This is a genomic window from Polaromonas sp. P1_G2, assembly GCF_056405515.1.
The window spans coordinates 1-16529 of record NZ_JBFUBY010000084.1 but is presented as its reverse complement, the minus strand read 5'-3'; the positions used below and the strand labels follow the sequence as shown (position 1 = coordinate 16529).

Here is a 16529-nt window from a genome sequence, read left to right as displayed (position 1 = left end):
GGCATGGACCGTATGGGTTGTGCCAACGTGGCGCATGCCTTCGCAGGCATGCCGCTCGATGACCGCTTCAAGGTCGTGACGCAGCGCGCGCCCAACATCGGCATCGTCACCGCCTACAACGACATGCTGTCGGCGCACACGCCTTTGCAGGCTTACCCGGCCTTCATCAAGGACGAAGCCCGCAAGCTGGGCGCCACGGCCCAGGTCGCCGGTGGCGTGCCTGCGATGTGCGACGGCGTGACCCAAGGCACCAGCGGCATGGAGCTCAGCCTGTTCAGCCGGGACGTGATCGCCATGGGTACGGCGATAGCGCTCTCGCACGACATGTTCGACGCGGCGCTGATGCTGGGCGTGTGCGACAAGATCGTGCCGGGCCTGCTGATAGGCGCCCTGCAGTTTGGCCACCTGCCCACGGTCTTTGTGCCCGCCGGGCCCATGACTTCCGGCATCCCGAACAAGGAAAAAGCCTATGTGCGGGAGCAGGCCGCGCAGGGCCTGGTCGGCCGTGATGCCTTGCTGGATTCCGAGTTCAAGTCCTACCACAGCCCCGGCACCTGCACCTTTTACGGCACGGCCAACAGCAACCAGCTGCTGCTCGAGGCCATGGGCCTGCATGTGCCCGGTACCGCCTTTGTGAACCCGGGCAACGCCCTGCGCGAGGAACTCACGCGCGAAGCAGCGCGCACCGTGCTGGGCATCGTCAAGGAAAAACGCTTTGCACCTATAGGCCTGATCGTCGACGAAAAAGCCATCGTCAATGCGATGGTCGCCTTGCTGGCCACGGGCGGCTCGACCAACCACTTGATCCATTGGGTGGCCGTGGCGCATTCGGCCGGCATCGTGATCGATTGGAACGATTTTTCCGATCTCTCGGACGTGGTGCCGACGCTGGCCCACGTCTACCCCAACGGCAGCGCCGACGTGAACCAGTTCCAGGCCGCCGGCGGCCCCGGGCTCATCATCCGCGAACTGCTGGACGCGGGCTTCATGCATGAAGACGTGCTCACGGTGCGCGAAGGCGGCATCCGCGAATACACACGCGAGCCGTCAATGGCCGGTGCCGCACTCGCCTGGCACGAACTGGGTGCGTCCAAGGATGAGTCCATCGTTCGTCCTGCCGCCAAACCTTTCAGCGCCACCGGCGGCCTCAAGCTGCGGCCAACGGCATGCCCGAGTTGCACAAGCTCACGCCGCCGTTGGCGGTGCTGCAAGGCAAGGGCTTCAAGGTCGCGCTGGTCACCGACGGCCGCATGAGCGGCGCCTCGGGCAAGGTGCCGGCCGCCATCCATGTGTCGCCCGAAGCGGCTGCCGGCGGCCCGCTGGCCCGGGTGCGCGACGGCGACGTGATTCGTGTCGATGCCGTCACCGGTGAACTGAAGGTACTGGTGGCCGAAGCGGAATGGGCCGCGCGGCCTGTGGAAACCATGCCCACCGGCTTGCGCGCTGGCAATGCCGTCGGCATGGGCCGTGAACTGTTTACCGGCATGCGCCGCCACGCGCTGACGGCTGAAGAAGGAGCTCTATCGTGGATGTGAACATCAATCTCAGCGGCAAGCTGACCGCCCTGCAGGTGATGCAGGATGCGCCGGTGATTCCCGTCATCGTGCTCACCGACGCCAAACAGGCCGTGCTGCTGGCACGCGCGCTGGTAGCCGGCGGCATCCGCATGCTCGAAGTCACGCTGCGCACGCCGCAGGCGCTGGCCTGCATCGAAGCCATCGCGCGCGATGTGCCGGAGGCCGTGGTCGGCGCGGGCACGGTGCGCAGCGCCGCCGACGCCCAGGCCTGCGCCATGGCCGGCGCGCGTTTTGCCGTGAGCCCGGGCTACACCCACGCCATGGGCCAGGCCTGCCGCGATGCCGGCCTGCCGCTGTTGCCCGGCGTTGCCACCGGCAGCGAAATCATGATGGCCCAGGAAGACGGCCTGACCGAACTGAAGTTTTTCCCCGCGATGCAGGCCGGCGGCCCGGCCATGCTGAAAGCCTGGAGCGGCCCCTTCGGCGACGTGCGCTTTTGCCCCACGGGCGGTGTCTCCACGGCGAACGCCGCGGAATTTTTAAGCCTGCCGAATGTGATCTGCGTGGGCGGCTCCTGGCTCACGCCCGGCGATGTGCTGGCGCGCGGCGACTGGGCGCAGGTGACGGCGCTGGCGCAGCAGGCCTGCCGGCTGCAGCGCAACGACGGCTGAGCGGCGGGGTTTGCCGCAGCTCGGTGGCACACACCGATAAAGGGGGACGCGCGGCGGGAATTGGTTAGTATCGATCGACTACCAAGGACCTCCGCATGTTTGCTTCCGCGATGCGCCATGGCGCTGTGTTTGTGTGCCTGGCCCTTGCCGCCGTGGCGGCCCCCGCCCAGACGGAGACTTCTCCTTTCGTTGAAAGCTTCAGCCCGCAGGGCGAAATACGCTCGCTTCAGCAGGTAGCGGTGCGCTTCAGCCAGGACATGGCGAAGCTGGGCGAGGCCGACGCAAGCCCGCCTGTTGTCCTCAGTTGCGAAGGCACGGCGCTGCCTGCCCTCACCATGCGCTGGGTGGATACACGGCGCTGGGTGGCCGAGTTCAAGACGACCCTGCCGGCAGGCATACGCTGCCAGGCGCAATTGCGCGAAGGCCTGCAATCGCTGGCCGGGGTGGCGCTGCGCCAGCCGCGGCAAGCCTGGAGCTTCACCACCGGCGGGCCCAAGGTGGACTGGTCTGAACCGGCCGAGGGCGCCCGCATCAAGGAGGACCAGGTTTTCCTGCTGCATGCCAGCGCCGCGACGAGCCGCGATGCTTTGACGCAGGGCCTGCGCTGTGTCGTGGGTACGGTGCAGCATCCCGTCAAAGTGCTTTCGGTCGAGCGGGCACGCGAGGAATACCAGCCGGCCGCCCAGCGGCGGCAGTACCAAGTCCCGCTTTTTTCGGAGGCTGATACGTTTGCGGTCAGCTGCGCGCAGCCGCTGCCAAACGGCGCACCGGTGCGGCTGTTGTGGGGCAAGGATATTGCCTCGCAGCAGGGCGTGAGCAGCCGCGACGATCAATCGCTGGGAAACTACACCGTGCGGCCGATGCTGCGCGCGGACCTGCGCTGCGTGCAGCTCGATGCCACCGAAGGTTGTGACCCGCGGCAGCCCATCCGGCTCGAGTTCACCGAGGAGGTGGCGCTGTCCTGGTTGAAGCAGGTCGTGGTCCGGGATGCCGCTGGTGCGGCACTCCCGGTCAAGGTGGAGCGCAGCTGGAACAGTCAGGACCAGGGCCGTTCGGTGGCCACCGAACGCTCACCCTCCATCCCGGTGCCAGCGGAAAACTCGGTGCTGGTGGTGACCCTGCCCGAAGGCCTGGTCGACGTCGATGGCCGAAGGCTGTCGAATCGGGATGCGTTTCCCTGGCGCGCGAAAACCTCCACGCTGCCGCCCTATGTGGGTTTTGCGAAAAGCAGCGGCGTGCTGCCCTTCGAGGCCGGCAAACCCGCGCTATGGCCGCTGGCGGTGCGGCGCACCGAGAAGGCCGTGCCGGTGAAGCTGATGCGGATTGGCGGCGAGAGCCTGGACGGCAAGGCGCCGGGCGATGCACTGGCGGTGCGGGCGGCAAGCTCGGCAAGTGCCCTGGCGCTGTGGCGGAGCATGCAAGACTGGCCGCAGGCTTATGAGACGCCGCCGCGGCCTTACCCCATCATCGCGCAGCAGAACCGGGACTGGGCGGGCAGCAGCCTGCAGAACGTGCCCACGCAGGGCGCCGCCATGGAATTCGTGCCGTTGGCCCTGGCCGAGCCCGGCTTGTACCTGGCGGAGGCTCACAGCAGCGCCTTCGCCGGGCAGATGGCCGGCGCGGCGGGCGCGCCCGGTTCAGAGCAGCGGGGGCCCCAGCAGCGCGCGGCCCTGGTCGTGGTGACCAACCTCAACATCAGCACGCGCATAGGTCACGGCGGCGAGTCCCTGGTCTGGGTTACCGCGCTGGACAGCGGCTTGCCGGTGGCCGGCGTGTCGGTCGACGTGATGAGCTGCAAGGGACGCGCGCTGGCCCAGGGCGACACCGATGCGAACGGCCTGCTCAGGATCAGCCAGCCCCTGACCGGATTGCCCCAGGCTGACACCTGCGCCGACCGCTATGGGCAGGGCCGGGACAGGGTGCTCGTGGTTGCGCGCAAGGGCAAGGACCTTGCCTTGCTGGTCGATGACAGTGGCAGCTACCGCTACAACTATGGCAGCCTGTCGAGCATAGGCCACACCATCCTGGACCGCATGCTCTTCAAGGCGGGCGATACGGTCCACATGCAGCACCTTGTGCGAAAGCGGCTTGCCGCCGGCTTTGGAAATTTCCCGGCCGGGACGGGCAAGGTCGACCTGCATTTTGAGCGCGAGTTGGTGGCGTCCCTGCCGCTGGCCTGGGATGCGGCGGGCCAGGCCCTCAGCCAATGGACGGTACCGGCCAATGCCAGGCTGGGAACCTACAGGGCCACTGTGACCGGCCCGGATGGATCCACCCACGGCATGTATTTTGTGGTGGAAGAATTCCGCGCCCCGGTGTTCGAAGCCGCGCTCACGGGCAAGGCCGTCTGGCGCGCCGGGAAACAAAGCCTGCCTGCGACGCTGAGCCTGGCTTTCATGGCCGGCGGCGCGGCGGCGCAGCACAAGGTCGAGCTTCAGGGCCGCTATATGTTCTATGCGACAGCACCGGTGCAGGGCTACAGTTTTGCTGATGTGCTGTTGCCGAAGGCGTGGGAACCGCCTTTCAAACCCATCCCGTCACGGCTCGATGCCAAGGGTAGGAGGCTGCTGCTTGTCGAGCCGCCGGTGTTCGACCGTCCCGCCACGCTGCTTGCCGAGATGAAGTTCGCCGACCCCAGCGGCGAGGTGCAGACCATCGCACAGCGCTTTGTTCTCTGGCATTCGGACACCCGGCTTGGCGTACGTGTGGCGGCTCGGCCGGATGTGGCAAAAGGCACGGCTGTCGCGGTCGTGCATGGCCTGGTCCTGGATGCCGACGACAAGCCGCTGGCCGGGCGCAAAGTCGCCGTGTCCGTGCGGCCGGCCTGGCAGATCTATGAGGGCGGCTCCAGGATTGAGCTGGCCGGTAACGAGCAGGCGGTCTGCGGGGCGCAGACGGACCTCAGGGGTCAGATCGAATGCGAGGCGGCCGCGATGCCTGCCTTGCCCGAGCCGCGCGAACGCGCAAGTCCCGGCTGGCTGTTCCGCATCCAGGGCAGCGACGGCGCCGGCAAGGCGATCAGCAGCAGCGTGTTCGTGAACCAGTACGAATTGCATCCGCGCAACGAGCAGTTGCTGGCACTGGCCGGCACACAGCCGGTGGATGCGGTGCAGCCCGTGCAGATCTCGGTGCGCGCGCCCTTTCTGCCGGCGACGCTGTTGTTGACGGTCGAGCGCGAAAGCGTGCTGGACACAGCCGTCTACACGCTGACGCAGCCGGTCACCACGCTGCCGATCACGGTGCGGCCTGAGCAGGCCCCGAATGTGCAGGTCCACGCGCGCTTCATGCGCGGCCTGGCCGGCTTGCCCGATCCGGTGGAAGGCAAGGCGCAGCCGCTTGCCAACAACGCGGTACTGAGCGTCGGCATTCAACCCACGGTGTTCGCGCTGGACGTCAAGGTCGAACCCGCGAAGGCCATCCTGCCGCCGCGCACGGCGGTGAGCGTGAAGGTCACCGCCGTTCAGCGCAGGGACCAGAGGCCAGCAGCCGGCGCGAAGCTCACAGTGCTGGCGGTAGACGAGGCCCTGCTGGCGCTGAGCCCAAACCCCAGCTGGAATCTGCTGGGCGCCATGATGCGTCCGCGCGCCATCCAGGTCCATGGTTCGGGCCTTGAGAGCCAACTGGCACGTTCGCTCACATTCGGTGCCCAACCCGCCTTTTGGCCCAGCGACGACCGGGGCCGTTTTGTGAGCCCGTCCAACGCGCCGGCCGCGCCAGCGGCTGCATCGATGCGCACCTCGGACGGATCGGAAGGCGCGGAAGGTGCCGCGGTGCGCAACCAGTTCAGCACGCTGGCGTTCTGGACCACTGAAGTAGTGCTGGACGCGCAAGGCGAGGCATTGGTGACGGTGCCTTTTAACGACAGCCTGACACGCTGGCGCGTCATCGCCATTGCGCAGCAGGGCGAGCAGCAGTTCGGCAYCGGCGATGCCGGTGTGCAAACCACGCAACCGGTGCAGATCTTCTCGGGGCTGCCGCCGGTGGTGCGCAGCGGTGACCGGCTGGTCCAGCAGGTCACGGTCCGCAACGGCGGACCTGCTGCCGTGTCCCTGCAACTCAAGGCCCGGGTTGCGTTGAAGACCGGTACTGTGGCTGCGGAAGCAAAAACCATTGCCGCGGAGCGCACGCTCCGCCTGGCGCCGGGGCAGTCGCAGCCGGTCTCCTGGAGCATGGTAGTGCCGCAAGGCGCCAGCGCGCTGGTCTGGCGCATTTCGGCCGCCATGCCGGACGGCCGCGTGGCCGATTCCATGGACGTCGAGCAGGCCGTGCTGCCGGCGCTTCCCGTCACGGTGCGCCAGGCCACACTGCTGCAAGTCAATGGCCTGGCCAGCCTGCCCGTGGTGATGCCGTCCAACGCGCAGCCGCAGTCGGCCGTGGTCGGCGTGGCCTTGCAGGACAGCCTGGTCGATGCGTCGCTGGCGGGGGTGCGGCAATGGATGGCCGCCTACCCGCACGCCTGCCTGGAACAGGACAGCAGCAAGGCCGTGGTGGCCGGGGATGTGAAAGCCTGGGACAGGCTCATGGGCGACCTTCCGCGCTACCTGGACGCCAACGGGCTGGCCCGGTATTTCCCCGAAAACAGCCTGGCCGGCAGCGAGACGCTGACCGCGCACCTGCTGGACGTGGCCGCCGCCAAAGGTTGGGCCATCCCGGCCGCTTCGCGTACGCGCATGCTGGCGGGCTTGCAGAAAATCCTTCGGGGCCAGCTGCCGGGCCAGGACTGGATGCCCAGCGGCAGCGACCCGGTCGCCCGGCAGCTGTCCCTGCAGGCCACGCTGATCGAGCAGCGCACGCTGAGCAACACGGCGGCGCTGCCGGTGCGGCCGGAAGACCCGGGAAGCCTGCCCACGGTCGCACTTACCGATTGGGCGCGTGCCTTGCTGGCGCAGGCGCCTGAATCGCGCTCCGTCGCCGACCTGGATGCCGCCGCGGCGCTGTTGCGCAGCCGCTACGACGTGCAGGGGACACGCCTGAACTGGCGCAATGAAGAGCGCGAGAACTGGTGGTGGTTTATGTGGAGCGGCGACCTGGCCGCCGCGCGCACGGCGCTGGTGCTGCAGCAATGGCAAGCGATAGACCCGGGCTGGAAAGACGATGTGCCGCTCGTCATCACGGGCCTGACAGGCCGCCAGCAGCAGGGGCGCTGGTCGACCACGGCGGCGAACGCCTGGGCCACGATTGCCTTGCAGCGTTTTGCCGCCGGCGTTGAGAAAGGGCCTGTCAGCGGAAGCACACAGCTGAGCCTGGCGGGCGAGCCGAAAGCGGCCCGCACAGTGGCGTGGCCCAAGCCGCCCGAGGCGCTGCTGCGGCTGGAGCCGAAGCCCAGTGGCGACAAGCTGCTCATCACGCACCAGGGCAGCGGCGCGCCGTGGGCGACGGTAAGCATCAAGGCCGCGGTGCGCCTGGACAAACCCCATAACGCCGGCATGCGGGTCGAAAAAACCATCACGGCCGTGGAGCAGAAGGTCAAAGGCCAGTGGTCGGTGGGCGATGTGGCACGGATACGGCTGACCATGCATTCGCAGGCCGACCTGACCTGGGTCGTAGTGCATGACCCCGTGCCTTCGGGCGCCACCATACTGGGCCGCGGCCTGGGGCGCGAAAGCGCACTCGCCCAGCGAGACCCCCAAAACACCGGCGCCGCCTGGCCCTCCTATGTCGAGCGCGCGGCGGACAGCTACAAAGGCTACTACCGGTGGGTTCCCCGCGGAAGCTGGAGCACGGAGTACTCGGTGCGCATCAATAACGCCGGCGAATTCAGGTTTCCCGCAACACGGCTCGAGGCCATGTATGCGCCTGAAATTTTCGCGGAGACGCCGAATGCGGAATGGGTCGTCAAAGAGGGGCCTGCGCGCCGCTGAGATGCGGCCCCTGCAAGTGCAGCGCAATTGAGGACAGGGGTTGTAGAGTCTGGAGCCGTTCACAAAACCCAGCGAAGCGGTCCTGGCTAGGCGCGTCGCCGCAGACAGTGCTACAAGCACGGCAAGGCGGCGCAACAACGCCAGGAGGGTTTTGTGAGCGGCTCTTAGCGCAGGCCCGCGCCTGCGGCGTTTTCGGCGCGCTGGATCAACTCGATCTTGTAGCCGTCCGGGTCCGTCACAAAGGCGATCACGGTGGTGCCGCCCTTGACCGGGCCGGCTTCACGCGTCACGTTGCCGCCCGCGGCCTTGATCTTTTCGCAAGCCGCGTACGCGTCCGGTACACCCAGTGCGATGTGGCCAAAGGCCGTGCCCATGTCGTAGCTTTCGGTGCCCCAGTTGTAGGTCAGCTCGATCTCGGCATGCTCGGGGTTGTTGCCGTAGCCGACAAAGGCCAGGCTGTATTTGTACTCGGGGTTCTCCGAGGTGCGCAGCAGTCTCATGCCCAGCACCTGGGTGTAGAAGTCGATGGAGCGCTGGAGATTGCCAACGCGCAGCATGGTGTGTAGGAGTCGCATCGGGCGATTATCCTGCGCTGCGCGCGAACGTGCACGGGCCGCGTCCCATGGCCCTGGGCTACGTGCCGTTTAGGGCCGCCGCCTTTCGAGCAGCTCGAAGACCGCCATGCCGGCCAGCATGGCAAGCACAAACACGGCGGCTTTGGGTTCACCCATGCCAAGCGCCACCAGCCCCGGGCCGGGGCAGAAACCGGCAAGCCCCCATCCCACGCCGAAAAGAACGCTACCGGCCAGCAGCCTGCGATCCACAGGGCCTGCGGCCGGCAGTTTCATATCGGCGCCCAACAGGGAACAGCGCCTTTTTTTAGCCAGCAGGAAAGCGAAGAAGCCCACGGCAATGGCGCCGGCCATGACAAAGGCCAGCGACGGATCCCATGGGCCTGCAAGGTCCAGGAAGCCGAGAACCTTGGCGGGATTGGCCATGCCCGAGACGATCAGGCCCAGGCCGAACACCAGGCCGGCCAGCAGGGAGGACAGTATCAACATGGTCCTTCTCCTAAAGCTTGAACAGGTGGCGCGCCAGGAACACCACGGCAAAACCGGCCCCCATGAAGGTCACCGTGGCCGCCAGCGAACGCGGCGACAGCCTTGAAAGCCCGCACACACCATGGCCGCTGGTGCAGCCCGCGCCATAACGCGTGCCGACACCTACCAGCAAACCGGCGGCGACCAGCACGCCGTAAGCGGCGTCCACCTGCACGCGAGGCAAGGCCGAGAACATGCCATAGGCCAGCGGCGCACCCATCAGGCCGGCGATAAAGGCCACGCGCCAACCTATGTCGCCGCGCATCGGTCTGAGCAGTCCGCCCAGAATCCCGCTGATGCCGGCGATGCGCCCGTTGAGCAGCACGAACATCGCGGCGGCCAGGCCTATGAGCAGGCCGCCCGCCAGTGCGGGCCAGGGTGTGAAGGCGCTCCAGTCCAGGGTCATCGTTGGCCTCCTTCGGGGCAGTACAGGCGGTAGAGCAGCGCCAGGATTTCCAGCGTCCCGGGTTCGGCCACGCGGTAATAAATGTTCTTGCCGTCCCGGCGCGGGGTGATCACGCCTTCATTGCGCAGCACGCCGAGCTGCTGCGAGAGCGTGGGTTGGCGTATGCCCAGGTCCTGCTCGAGCTCGCTCACGCAGCGCTCGCCCTGCGAAAGCTGGCAGAGCAGCAGCAGGCGGTCTTCATTGGCCAGTGCCTTCAGTGCACCCACGGCTTGCGCGGCAGCCTTGCGAAGTTGCCCGGTGTCTAAAACTGGAGAGGATGAAGTCATGGCTATGCGCTGGGGATTGCTTGATGGGACTGCTTGATGGGACTGCTTGATGGGACTGCTTGATATTATATGTAAATATATAATGTAGTGACACACGCCTTGAATGAAGGAACCCGGTCCATGCAAATCCCGCTCGATCCCCAGGCTTTTTTTGATACCGCGACCGGGACTGTCACCTATGTCGTGGCGGATCGGGGCACGGGACAGGCGGCCATCATCGACCCGGTGCTCGGCTATGACTTCAAGTCGGGGCGCACCAGCACGGAGCTGGCTGACCATGTGTTGGCCCATGTGGAGCAACAAGGCCTTCACGTCGGGTGGATTCTGGAAACCCATGCACACGCCGACCATCTGTCGGCAGCCCATTACCTGAAGGCGCGCACCGGCGGCCAGATTGCCATTGGCGAACACATACGCACCGTACAGTCCACGTTCAAGAAAATCTTCAACCTGGAGTCTTTATTCGCACCGGACGGCAGCCAGTTCGACCACCTGTTCAAGGACGGCGAGATATTCGCGATAGGCGATGTGGAGATGACCGCGCTGCACGTGCCTGGCCACACGCCCGCGGACATGGCCTACCTGGCGGGTGACGCGGTGTTTGTGGGCGATACGCTCTTCATGCCCGACGTGGGGACCGCGCGCGCGGATTTCCCTGGCGGCGACGCCCGCCAGCTGTACCGCTCCATCGGCAAGCTGCTGCGATTGCCGGCGCAGACGCGGGTCTTCGTCTGCCACGACTATCCGCCTGGCGAACGCGCGCCTCAATGGGAAACGACGGTGGACGAGCAGCGCAAGGCCAACATCCACGTGCGTGACGGTATTTCCGAAGATGCTTTTGTGGCCATGCGCTCGGCCAGGGACGCCACGCTCGAAATGCCCACGCTGATGCTTCCTTCCATCCAGGTCAATATCCGCGCGGGCGGCCTGCCGCCGGCTGAGGACAACGGCGTGAGTTACCTCAAGATTCCGGTCAATGCGTTGGGAATTGCCTAGCTCCTCATCGATGCGCTGGCGCGCTTTTTTTCGGCTGATACCAGAGCGAGATGGCATCGGTTCGTGCAGAAGCGTCCGGCCCACATCGTCATTGTGGTTTGTTGGGACAAACTCCCGTAGTGGGGATAGCCAGTGGTCTTTGGCTTTTCCTCGCGGGCCCCGTATTGATACAGTAACTCGAGTAACTACTGGCTTGCGGTTCGGATCCGATTCATCAGTCATCGAAAACCGTGAATGCCGCGATTGCAGGGTGTTATGTACTTCCAGATTGGAGCGCTAAATTGCTGGTCAGTCCCTTATTGTCGGAAATCCCGAATATTCGTCACGGCTTCGGCAACCTGGCCGAGCCATTGCCGCCATTTGCCGCTCCGTATTGGGATGACCGCCCTGTCAAGACGCAAGTCCATGGCGTGCGGATCTGCTCCGTCCACGAAAAGAAAAGCGAGGTTGGGGAAGCCGACGGGCTTTTTACGGCAACGGCCAACTTGCTTCTGACGCTTGCCAACGCGGATTGTTTTCCTGTTTTACTGGCGCGCTCGGATGGCTCGGCCGTCATGGCAATTCATGTGGGCTGGCGAGGGGCCTTGGGTGGGATCGTGAAGGAGGCCGCGGACCTGATATCCAGAAACGGGGATCACCCCCAAAACTGGGTCGCGGCACTTGGGCCAGGCGCGCGCCCTTGTTGTTATGAAGTGTCTGCGGAATTGGTCGAAAGATTTGCCGCCAGATTTCCCTTGCCCAGGCACATGATTGAACCGACCCATCGGAAACTGGATCTCCCGTCGTTGATAGGGTGGCAATTGCAGGCGTGTGGATTCGGTGCGTTCTCGGATGTCAACGCGTGCACCATTTGCAGCACGGTGATGGACGAAAAAGGAAACACGCAGCCAGGCTTTCTCAGCTACAGAAGGGGCTGCGGAAAATCCGTTCAACGATCCGCGATCGTCAAGGTGTAGGTGACGGGCATCTAACAGCGCCTGCCACGGCGCGCTGAAGCGCATCTGATACACCGGCTTGTGTTGCGAAGTTCGTCAAGCCGGCGGCCTCTTCCTCGCTTTGCAAATAGAGCCGGTGCATGGGAAAGCGTTGAAACAGCGAAAGGTGTCCTTCATAAGACCGAGTGTCGCCACGTGAGGGATAAGCCGACGCCCATTCAAGGAGCCTGGCAAGCCCAGCCTCGGATTGGGCTCTTCCCATATGAGCTTTACTTTCTGATCCTCTAGCCAATAAGCGTTGCCGACAAACCGGCCACTCGATATTGAGCCAGATCAGCGCTTGCGCATCCTCGAGAAAGGGCGCGGCCAGCTCACCAAAAACGCCTTCTACAACCCACCCCGGCATGGTCCTGCTTTGTGCTGTCAGCGATGCAATTTCCCCGTCGGACCGCCTTTCGTCGAAGCCGCCAGGCAACCAGAATAATTCGTCTAGATGAATGATGGGGACCGATGCAAGTGCGGCAAGCCGTGTGGCAAGCCATGTTTTTCCACTTCCGCTGTTTCCGATGATCACGATTTTCATCAATGCCTTATAGACGAATTCGCCATCGTCTTCGCCGATAGCAGGGAGGATGGCCTGGCTGATTGAAGGGGGCAAGTCTCTACGTCACGAGTGCCCGAAAGACGGCCTCAATGCACCGTGCATTGTTGGCAAAGGTGAGTAACGCAAGAGATTCAGATTCGCTGCACCAACGAAATGCCTTGTGTTCGTGYGAGAGCTTGGGTCGGACTTTCCCTGGGACCACCGCATAGAAAACTTTTTCCAGCACCTGCACGGGTTCTGGCCCGTAGGTTTCACGCCATTCCGGCCTGATGGGAAAAACCTGCTCGAAACCGGTGTCGCTTGCGGACGTGAGTTTGATGGCGGTTTCTTCATGCACTTCACGGATCGCCGCTGCCTCGAAGGACTCACCGGGTTCCAGTGCGCCGGAAACGCCTTGCCAGAAGTCCGGCAAAGCGAGTTCCGGCCGCGCGTTGCGCTGCAGCAGGAGAACTGACCAGGCGGCTTCGTGCCTGGCAACAAGAAATACCTGGACGGAGAACGGGAGCCTCATCCGGGACATTGCGCTACGAGGCCAGGATGGCCCAGCGTTCGTGGTCTCGCCAGCGGCCACCGATCTTCAGGTATCGCGGCGAATACCCTTCTTGCGCGAATCCGCACGACGCGACCAGGGCAATGGAAGCCGCATTCTCCGGCTGGATATTCGCTTCCAGGCGGTGCAGCTTGAGTGACTTGAATGCGTGCCCCACGGCGGCCCGCAGGCCCTTGCGCATGAGGCCTTGCCGCTCATGCCCCGCGAAAGCGTAATAGCCGAGGTAGCCACTGCGAAACAGGCCCAGGATGATATTCGTGACATTGACGACACCCACCAGAGCGTGGGTGTCGCGGCGGCAGACAAGGAAAGCGCTATTGGTGGGCAAGCCCATGCGTTCGATGTAGGCGCGAAACAGGGCCGGTGTGTCCGGCGCGGTCGTCCATGGGTGATGCAGCTTGCGGCTGGCGCGCGCCGCGGAAAGAAACGCGCGCTCGTCGGCAAGGACAGGGCGGCGAACATAGATTACGGCGCTCAATGTAGGTGCATCCATGGCGGCTCTGAAGGAAGGGGCAGGCCGGATTCTAGACCTGCAAGGCAAACGGCCCGCAACGCGGGCGGCGCACGATGTTGATGCTCAGCCGGCCGTGGTGCAGGCACGGCCCGCGGGCATCATGGTGCGCACGGGGCAGGGTTTTTTCAAGTGGCTAGAGAATCTTGGAGCATCCGGCGGATGCCGTCTGCACCGGCACTGTTTCAGAAACCCGGGCATTGGAGGGAATGATTTCCTCCACGATGACCTCGCAAACCTTTGCGAACTCCCTTCCGACGTTCGTTGAGCCATAACGTGCCAGATAGTCGCGGCCCGCTTGCGGTACAAAATAAGCTGTCACATTGCAGGACATACTGAACCGGCCAAAATTGCGGGTACCCACGAATCTGACGCCCAATGGGGCGCCAACCGGGATGTTGTGCTCAAAGACCCCGATGGATGAATGTTTGGTGTCGGGCATTCCGATCACTTTTGACGGGGGTGGCTTGCCCGCCTTGATGGCCGACAGGGGATCAAAGTAGCCCAGCGTTGACGTTTTACCGTTGCCCGAGCACTCCACCAAGTTGGCTTCGACGGGTTCACCGGCAGACGAGATGACGCGTAGCCGGGCGTGGGCTTGTCCCTCTTTGGGACCTTCGTACATCGCAGCGCAACCAGACAAGGCAACGAGAATAAACGGGATGAGTAGCAGCCGCACAGTTGATTCCTCAAGGCATGGATGTTTAAGGTTGAACCTGAGCGCGCAGTGATACAGCGTGCTTGCAACACGCCGAAATCCTAAAGTGCTTCCCTGTGTAAGGGTGTACTTTTCTTGAGCTTTCGTGGTGCAGAGCCGTGCGATTCGGCATTCACGCCACAGTCTTGTAGCTGGCTCCGCAGCGTGGCCGTGGGTCATGCCGCCAGGCTACTTTTGCCCCGGCACCTCAAACACCAGGCAGGTCGTGGTCGCATGCGCATACAGCTTGCCGTCCGGCCCGACGATGCGGCCTTCGGCGGTGGCCAGCTGGCGGCCGCAGTGGATCACGGTGCCTATGGCGCGCAGCGGCCCGGTCTTGTGCGAGGCGGCGCGCACGATGTTGAGGCTCAGTTCGGCCGTGGTGTAGGCCCGGCCCGCGGGCATCATGGTGTGCACGGCGCAGCCCACGGCGGAGTCCAGCAGCGTGGCGTACCAGCCGCCGTGCACCGTGCCCAGCGGGTTGTAGTGCTTGAGCTGCGGCGTGCCCTGGAACACGGCCTTGCCGGGCTCGACCTCGATCAGCGCAAAGTCCAGGGTCTCGGCGATGTAAGGATAGGGCAGTTTGCCGGCCAGCATGGCGGTCATCACCTCCATGCCGGTTTTGCCGGCCACGTCTTCCGGCCGTGCCAGGCCTGGCCTGCCGCCGCCTTTTTCCATGCGGTCGCGCACCGCGGCGCTCTGTTCCATCCACTGAGCCAATGTTTCTTGTGGGGTCATGGTGTTCATAAGTGTTGCATATGCAATAGTTGTAGCTACAATCAAATTATGAACGAGAARACCCGCCTGTCAACCCAGGCCGAACTCAAAGTGCAGGGCTGCACCAATGTCAAGCTGCGGCAGCTGATGCGCCGCGTCGCGCACCACTACGACCTTGAAATGACCAAGGCGGGCTTGAAGACCACGCAGTACTCGCTGTTGACCTATGTACTCAAGCTGGGCCCCATGCGGCCCGGCGAGCTGGCGCGCGGCATGAAGATGAGCGCCTCCACCTTGACGCGCAACCTCAAGCCGCTGATAGACGCCGGCTGGATAGAGCTCACCGCGGGCAGTGACGCGCGCAGCCGCACCGTGGTGCTCACCGACGCGGGCCGCGCCAAACGCGAAGAAGCCCGCGCGCGCTGGAAGGCCGCACAGGAGCAGCTCAACGCGCTGCTGGGCGTCGAAAGGGTGCTGGCGCTGCACACACTGATCAATGAATCCCTGGAACTTTTATCCCCCATCGAATCAGGAGCCGACGATGAATAAACCCCTGCCTTCCAGTTCCGCCGCTGCGGCTTCACCCCCCGCCGCCCGCCATATCGCCATGTGGCTGGTGCTGCTGGCGGCCGGCGGCACTTTTGCCCTGACCATGGGCGTGCGCCAGACCATGGGCCTGTTCCTCTCGGCGCTCAATACCTCGACCGCGCTGGGCATAGGGCCGGGCTGATCTTTGCGATCGGCGTGCTGGCCGCGGGAGGCGCCGGCATGGCCGGCCCCTCGGTGCTGATGGCCGCAAGCACACGGCTGGTGGCGCCGGAAAAGCGCGGCCTGGCCACGGGCATCGTCAACGCCGGCGGCTCCTTCGGCCAGTTCGCGATGGCGCCGATTGCCATCGGCCTCACCGCCGCGGTCGGCTGGGCCAGCGCGATGCAGTGGCTGGGCGCGCTGGTGCTGCTGGCTGTGCCGGCGGTGCTGGTGCTCAAGGGCAACTCGAAAGCGCTGGCGGCGCAGGCCGCTGCGGCCTCAGGCACCAAAGCGCTCAGTGCGCGCCAGGCCGTCAGCCAGGCGATCGCCACACCCAGCTACCGTTACCTGGCCGCCGGCTTTCTGGTCTGCGGTTTTCATGTGGCCTTCCTGGCCACCCACCTGCCGGGCGTGGTGGCGGCCTGCGGCCTGCCGCCTGAAATCGGCGGCTGGTCGCTGGCGATGATTGGCCTGTTCAACATCGTCGGCAGCCTGTCCATGGGTTGGGCCGTGGGGCGGTGGCGCATGAAGTCGCTGCTGGCCCTGCTGTACGCGACGCGTGGACTGGCCGTGCTCGTCTTCCTGCTGGCGCCCAAGACACCGGCCGTGATGCTGATCTTTGCCGCCGTCATGGGCGTGACCTTCCTGTCGACCGTTCCGCCCACAGTGGGCCTGGTCGCGAAGATGTTCGGCACGGCCAACATGGCCATGCTGTTCGGCGTGGTCATGCTGTCGCACCAGGTGGGCGGCTTCCTGGGCGCCTTCCTGGGTGGTTATGTGTTCCAGGCCACGGGCAGCTACGACTGGGTCTGGTATATCGACATCGTGCTGGCCGTTGGCGCCGCGCTGGTGAACCTGCCGATCCGCGAGGCGCTGTTGCCGAGGCAGATG

At 64.8% G+C, this 16529-nt stretch carries 14 protein-coding genes and 2 pseudogenes; 7 read left to right on the top strand and 9 right to left on the bottom strand.

Going from position 1 to position 16529, the window contains the following annotated elements; genetic code table 11:
- The 3 genes and pseudogenes from AC1D0P_RS10925 to AC1D0P_RS10915 form a co-directional block, all read left to right on the top strand.
- Positions 1–1535: pseudogene (locus AC1D0P_RS10925) on the top strand (dihydroxy-acid dehydratase domain-containing protein); the annotation flags it as partial.
- Entirely contained in the window at positions 1526–2188 is a 663-nt protein-coding gene (eda, locus tag AC1D0P_RS10920; protein ID WP_477676757.1) for a bifunctional 4-hydroxy-2-oxoglutarate aldolase/2-dehydro-3-deoxy-phosphogluconate aldolase, read from the top strand. The pseudogene AC1D0P_RS10925 and the gene eda, both read left to right, overlap by 10 nt.
- Positions 2189–2283: 95 nt before the next feature.
- The gene (locus AC1D0P_RS10915; protein ID WP_477676756.1) at positions 2284–8049 is read left to right on the top strand and encodes an alpha-2-macroglobulin family protein; all 5766 of its coding nucleotides are present in this window, start codon (positions 2284–2286) and stop codon (positions 8047–8049) included.
- Between the two features lie 164 nt (positions 8050–8213).
- On the opposite strand, the gene gloA is transcribed toward AC1D0P_RS10915, so the two are convergent.
- The 4 genes from gloA to AC1D0P_RS10895 form a co-directional block, all read right to left on the bottom strand.
- Positions 8214–8624 (bottom strand): lactoylglutathione lyase, encoded by a 411-nt coding sequence (gene gloA, locus AC1D0P_RS10910; protein ID WP_477676755.1) that lies wholly within the window; start codon positions 8622–8624, stop codon positions 8214–8216.
- Between the two features lie 69 nt (positions 8625–8693).
- Entirely contained in the window at positions 8694–9110 is a 417-nt protein-coding gene (locus AC1D0P_RS10905; protein ID WP_477071342.1) for a DUF6691 family protein, read from the bottom strand.
- Positions 9111–9120: 10 nt separating this feature from the next.
- Positions 9121–9555, bottom strand: a complete 435-nt coding sequence (locus tag AC1D0P_RS10900; protein WP_477676754.1) for a YeeE/YedE family protein — start codon at positions 9553–9555, stop codon at positions 9121–9123.
- Complete coding sequence (locus tag AC1D0P_RS10895; protein WP_477655198.1) at positions 9552–9881, bottom strand: ArsR/SmtB family transcription factor; 330 nt, start codon at positions 9879–9881, stop codon at positions 9552–9554. The genes AC1D0P_RS10900 and AC1D0P_RS10895 overlap by 4 nt, the downstream gene beginning before the upstream one ends.
- Positions 9882–10001: 120 nt before the next feature.
- On the opposite strand from AC1D0P_RS10895, the gene AC1D0P_RS10890 reads away from it, so the two are divergent.
- Both AC1D0P_RS10890 and AC1D0P_RS10885 read left to right on the top strand, forming a co-directional pair.
- Complete coding sequence (locus AC1D0P_RS10890) at positions 10002–10877, top strand: MBL fold metallo-hydrolase (protein ID WP_477676753.1); 876 nt, start codon at positions 10002–10004, stop codon at positions 10875–10877.
- Between the two features lie 281 nt (positions 10878–11158).
- Positions 11159–11833 carry a purine nucleoside phosphorylase YfiH/LACC1 family protein gene (locus AC1D0P_RS10885; protein ID WP_477676752.1) on the top strand — a complete coding sequence of 225 codons (675 nt, stop codon included), beginning with the start codon at positions 11159–11161 and terminating at the stop codon, positions 11831–11833.
- Here the strand turns inward: AC1D0P_RS10885 and AC1D0P_RS10880 are convergent.
- The 5 genes from AC1D0P_RS10880 to AC1D0P_RS10860 all read right to left on the bottom strand — a co-directional run bounded on the left by AC1D0P_RS10880 (position 11823) and on the right by AC1D0P_RS10860 (position 14912).
- Positions 11823–12470: a P-loop NTPase family protein gene (locus AC1D0P_RS10880; RefSeq protein WP_477676751.1), complete on the bottom strand. Its 648-nt coding sequence runs from the start codon at positions 12468–12470 to the stop codon at positions 11823–11825. The two genes, AC1D0P_RS10885 and AC1D0P_RS10880, sit on opposite strands and share 11 nt — an antisense overlap.
- Before the next feature lie 4 nt (positions 12471–12474).
- Positions 12475–12927: an NUDIX hydrolase gene (locus AC1D0P_RS10875; RefSeq protein WP_477676750.1), complete on the bottom strand. Its 453-nt coding sequence runs from the start codon at positions 12925–12927 to the stop codon at positions 12475–12477.
- A gap of 13 nt (positions 12928–12940) precedes the next feature.
- A complete protein-coding gene (locus AC1D0P_RS10870) occupies positions 12941–13459 on the bottom strand; it encodes a GNAT family N-acetyltransferase (RefSeq protein ID WP_477676749.1) in 519 nt (172 codons plus the stop codon).
- A 154-nt stretch (positions 13460–13613) separates the two neighbouring features.
- Positions 13614–14156, bottom strand: coding sequence for a hypothetical protein (locus AC1D0P_RS10865; protein ID WP_477676748.1), 543 nt, complete (start codon positions 14154–14156; stop codon positions 13614–13616).
- 207 nt (positions 14157–14363) lie between these two features.
- On the bottom strand, positions 14364–14912 hold the full coding sequence (locus AC1D0P_RS10860; protein WP_477676747.1) for a PaaI family thioesterase: 549 nt from the start codon (positions 14910–14912) through the stop codon (positions 14364–14366).
- A 48-nt stretch (positions 14913–14960) separates the two neighbouring features.
- Here AC1D0P_RS10860 and AC1D0P_RS10855 point away from each other — a divergent pair, with 48 nt between their 5' ends.
- Both AC1D0P_RS10855 and AC1D0P_RS10850 read left to right on the top strand, forming a co-directional pair.
- Positions 14961–15440, top strand: a complete 480-nt coding sequence (locus AC1D0P_RS10855) for a MarR family winged helix-turn-helix transcriptional regulator (protein WP_477676746.1) — start codon at positions 14961–14963, stop codon at positions 15438–15440.
- Positions 15433–16529 (top strand): annotated as a pseudogene (locus AC1D0P_RS10850) (MFS transporter); the annotation flags it as partial. The gene AC1D0P_RS10855 and the pseudogene AC1D0P_RS10850, both read left to right, overlap by 8 nt.

Coding starts and splice junctions, on each gene's coding strand:
- AC1D0P_RS10870 (WP_477676749.1), bottom strand. CDS start 13,459: ATGGATGCACCTACATTGAGCGCCGTAATCTATGTTCGCCGCCCTGTC.
- AC1D0P_RS10905 (WP_477071342.1), bottom strand. CDS start 9,110: ATGTTGATACTGTCCTCCCTGCTGGCCGGCCTGGTGTTCGGCCTGGGC.
- AC1D0P_RS10860 (WP_477676747.1), bottom strand. CDS start 14,912: ATGACCCCACAAGAAACATTGGCTCAGTGGATGGAACAGAGCGCCGCG.
- AC1D0P_RS10900 (WP_477676754.1), bottom strand. CDS start 9,555: ATGACCCTGGACTGGAGCGCCTTCACACCCTGGCCCGCACTGGCGGGC.
- gloA (WP_477676755.1), bottom strand. CDS start 8,624: ATGCGACTCCTACACACCATGCTGCGCGTTGGCAATCTCCAGCGCTCC.
- AC1D0P_RS10895 (WP_477655198.1), bottom strand. CDS start 9,881: ATGACTTCATCCTCTCCAGTTTTAGACACCGGGCAACTTCGCAAGGCT.
- AC1D0P_RS10890 (WP_477676753.1), top strand. CDS start 10,002: ATGCAAATCCCGCTCGATCCCCAGGCTTTTTTTGATACCGCGACCGGG.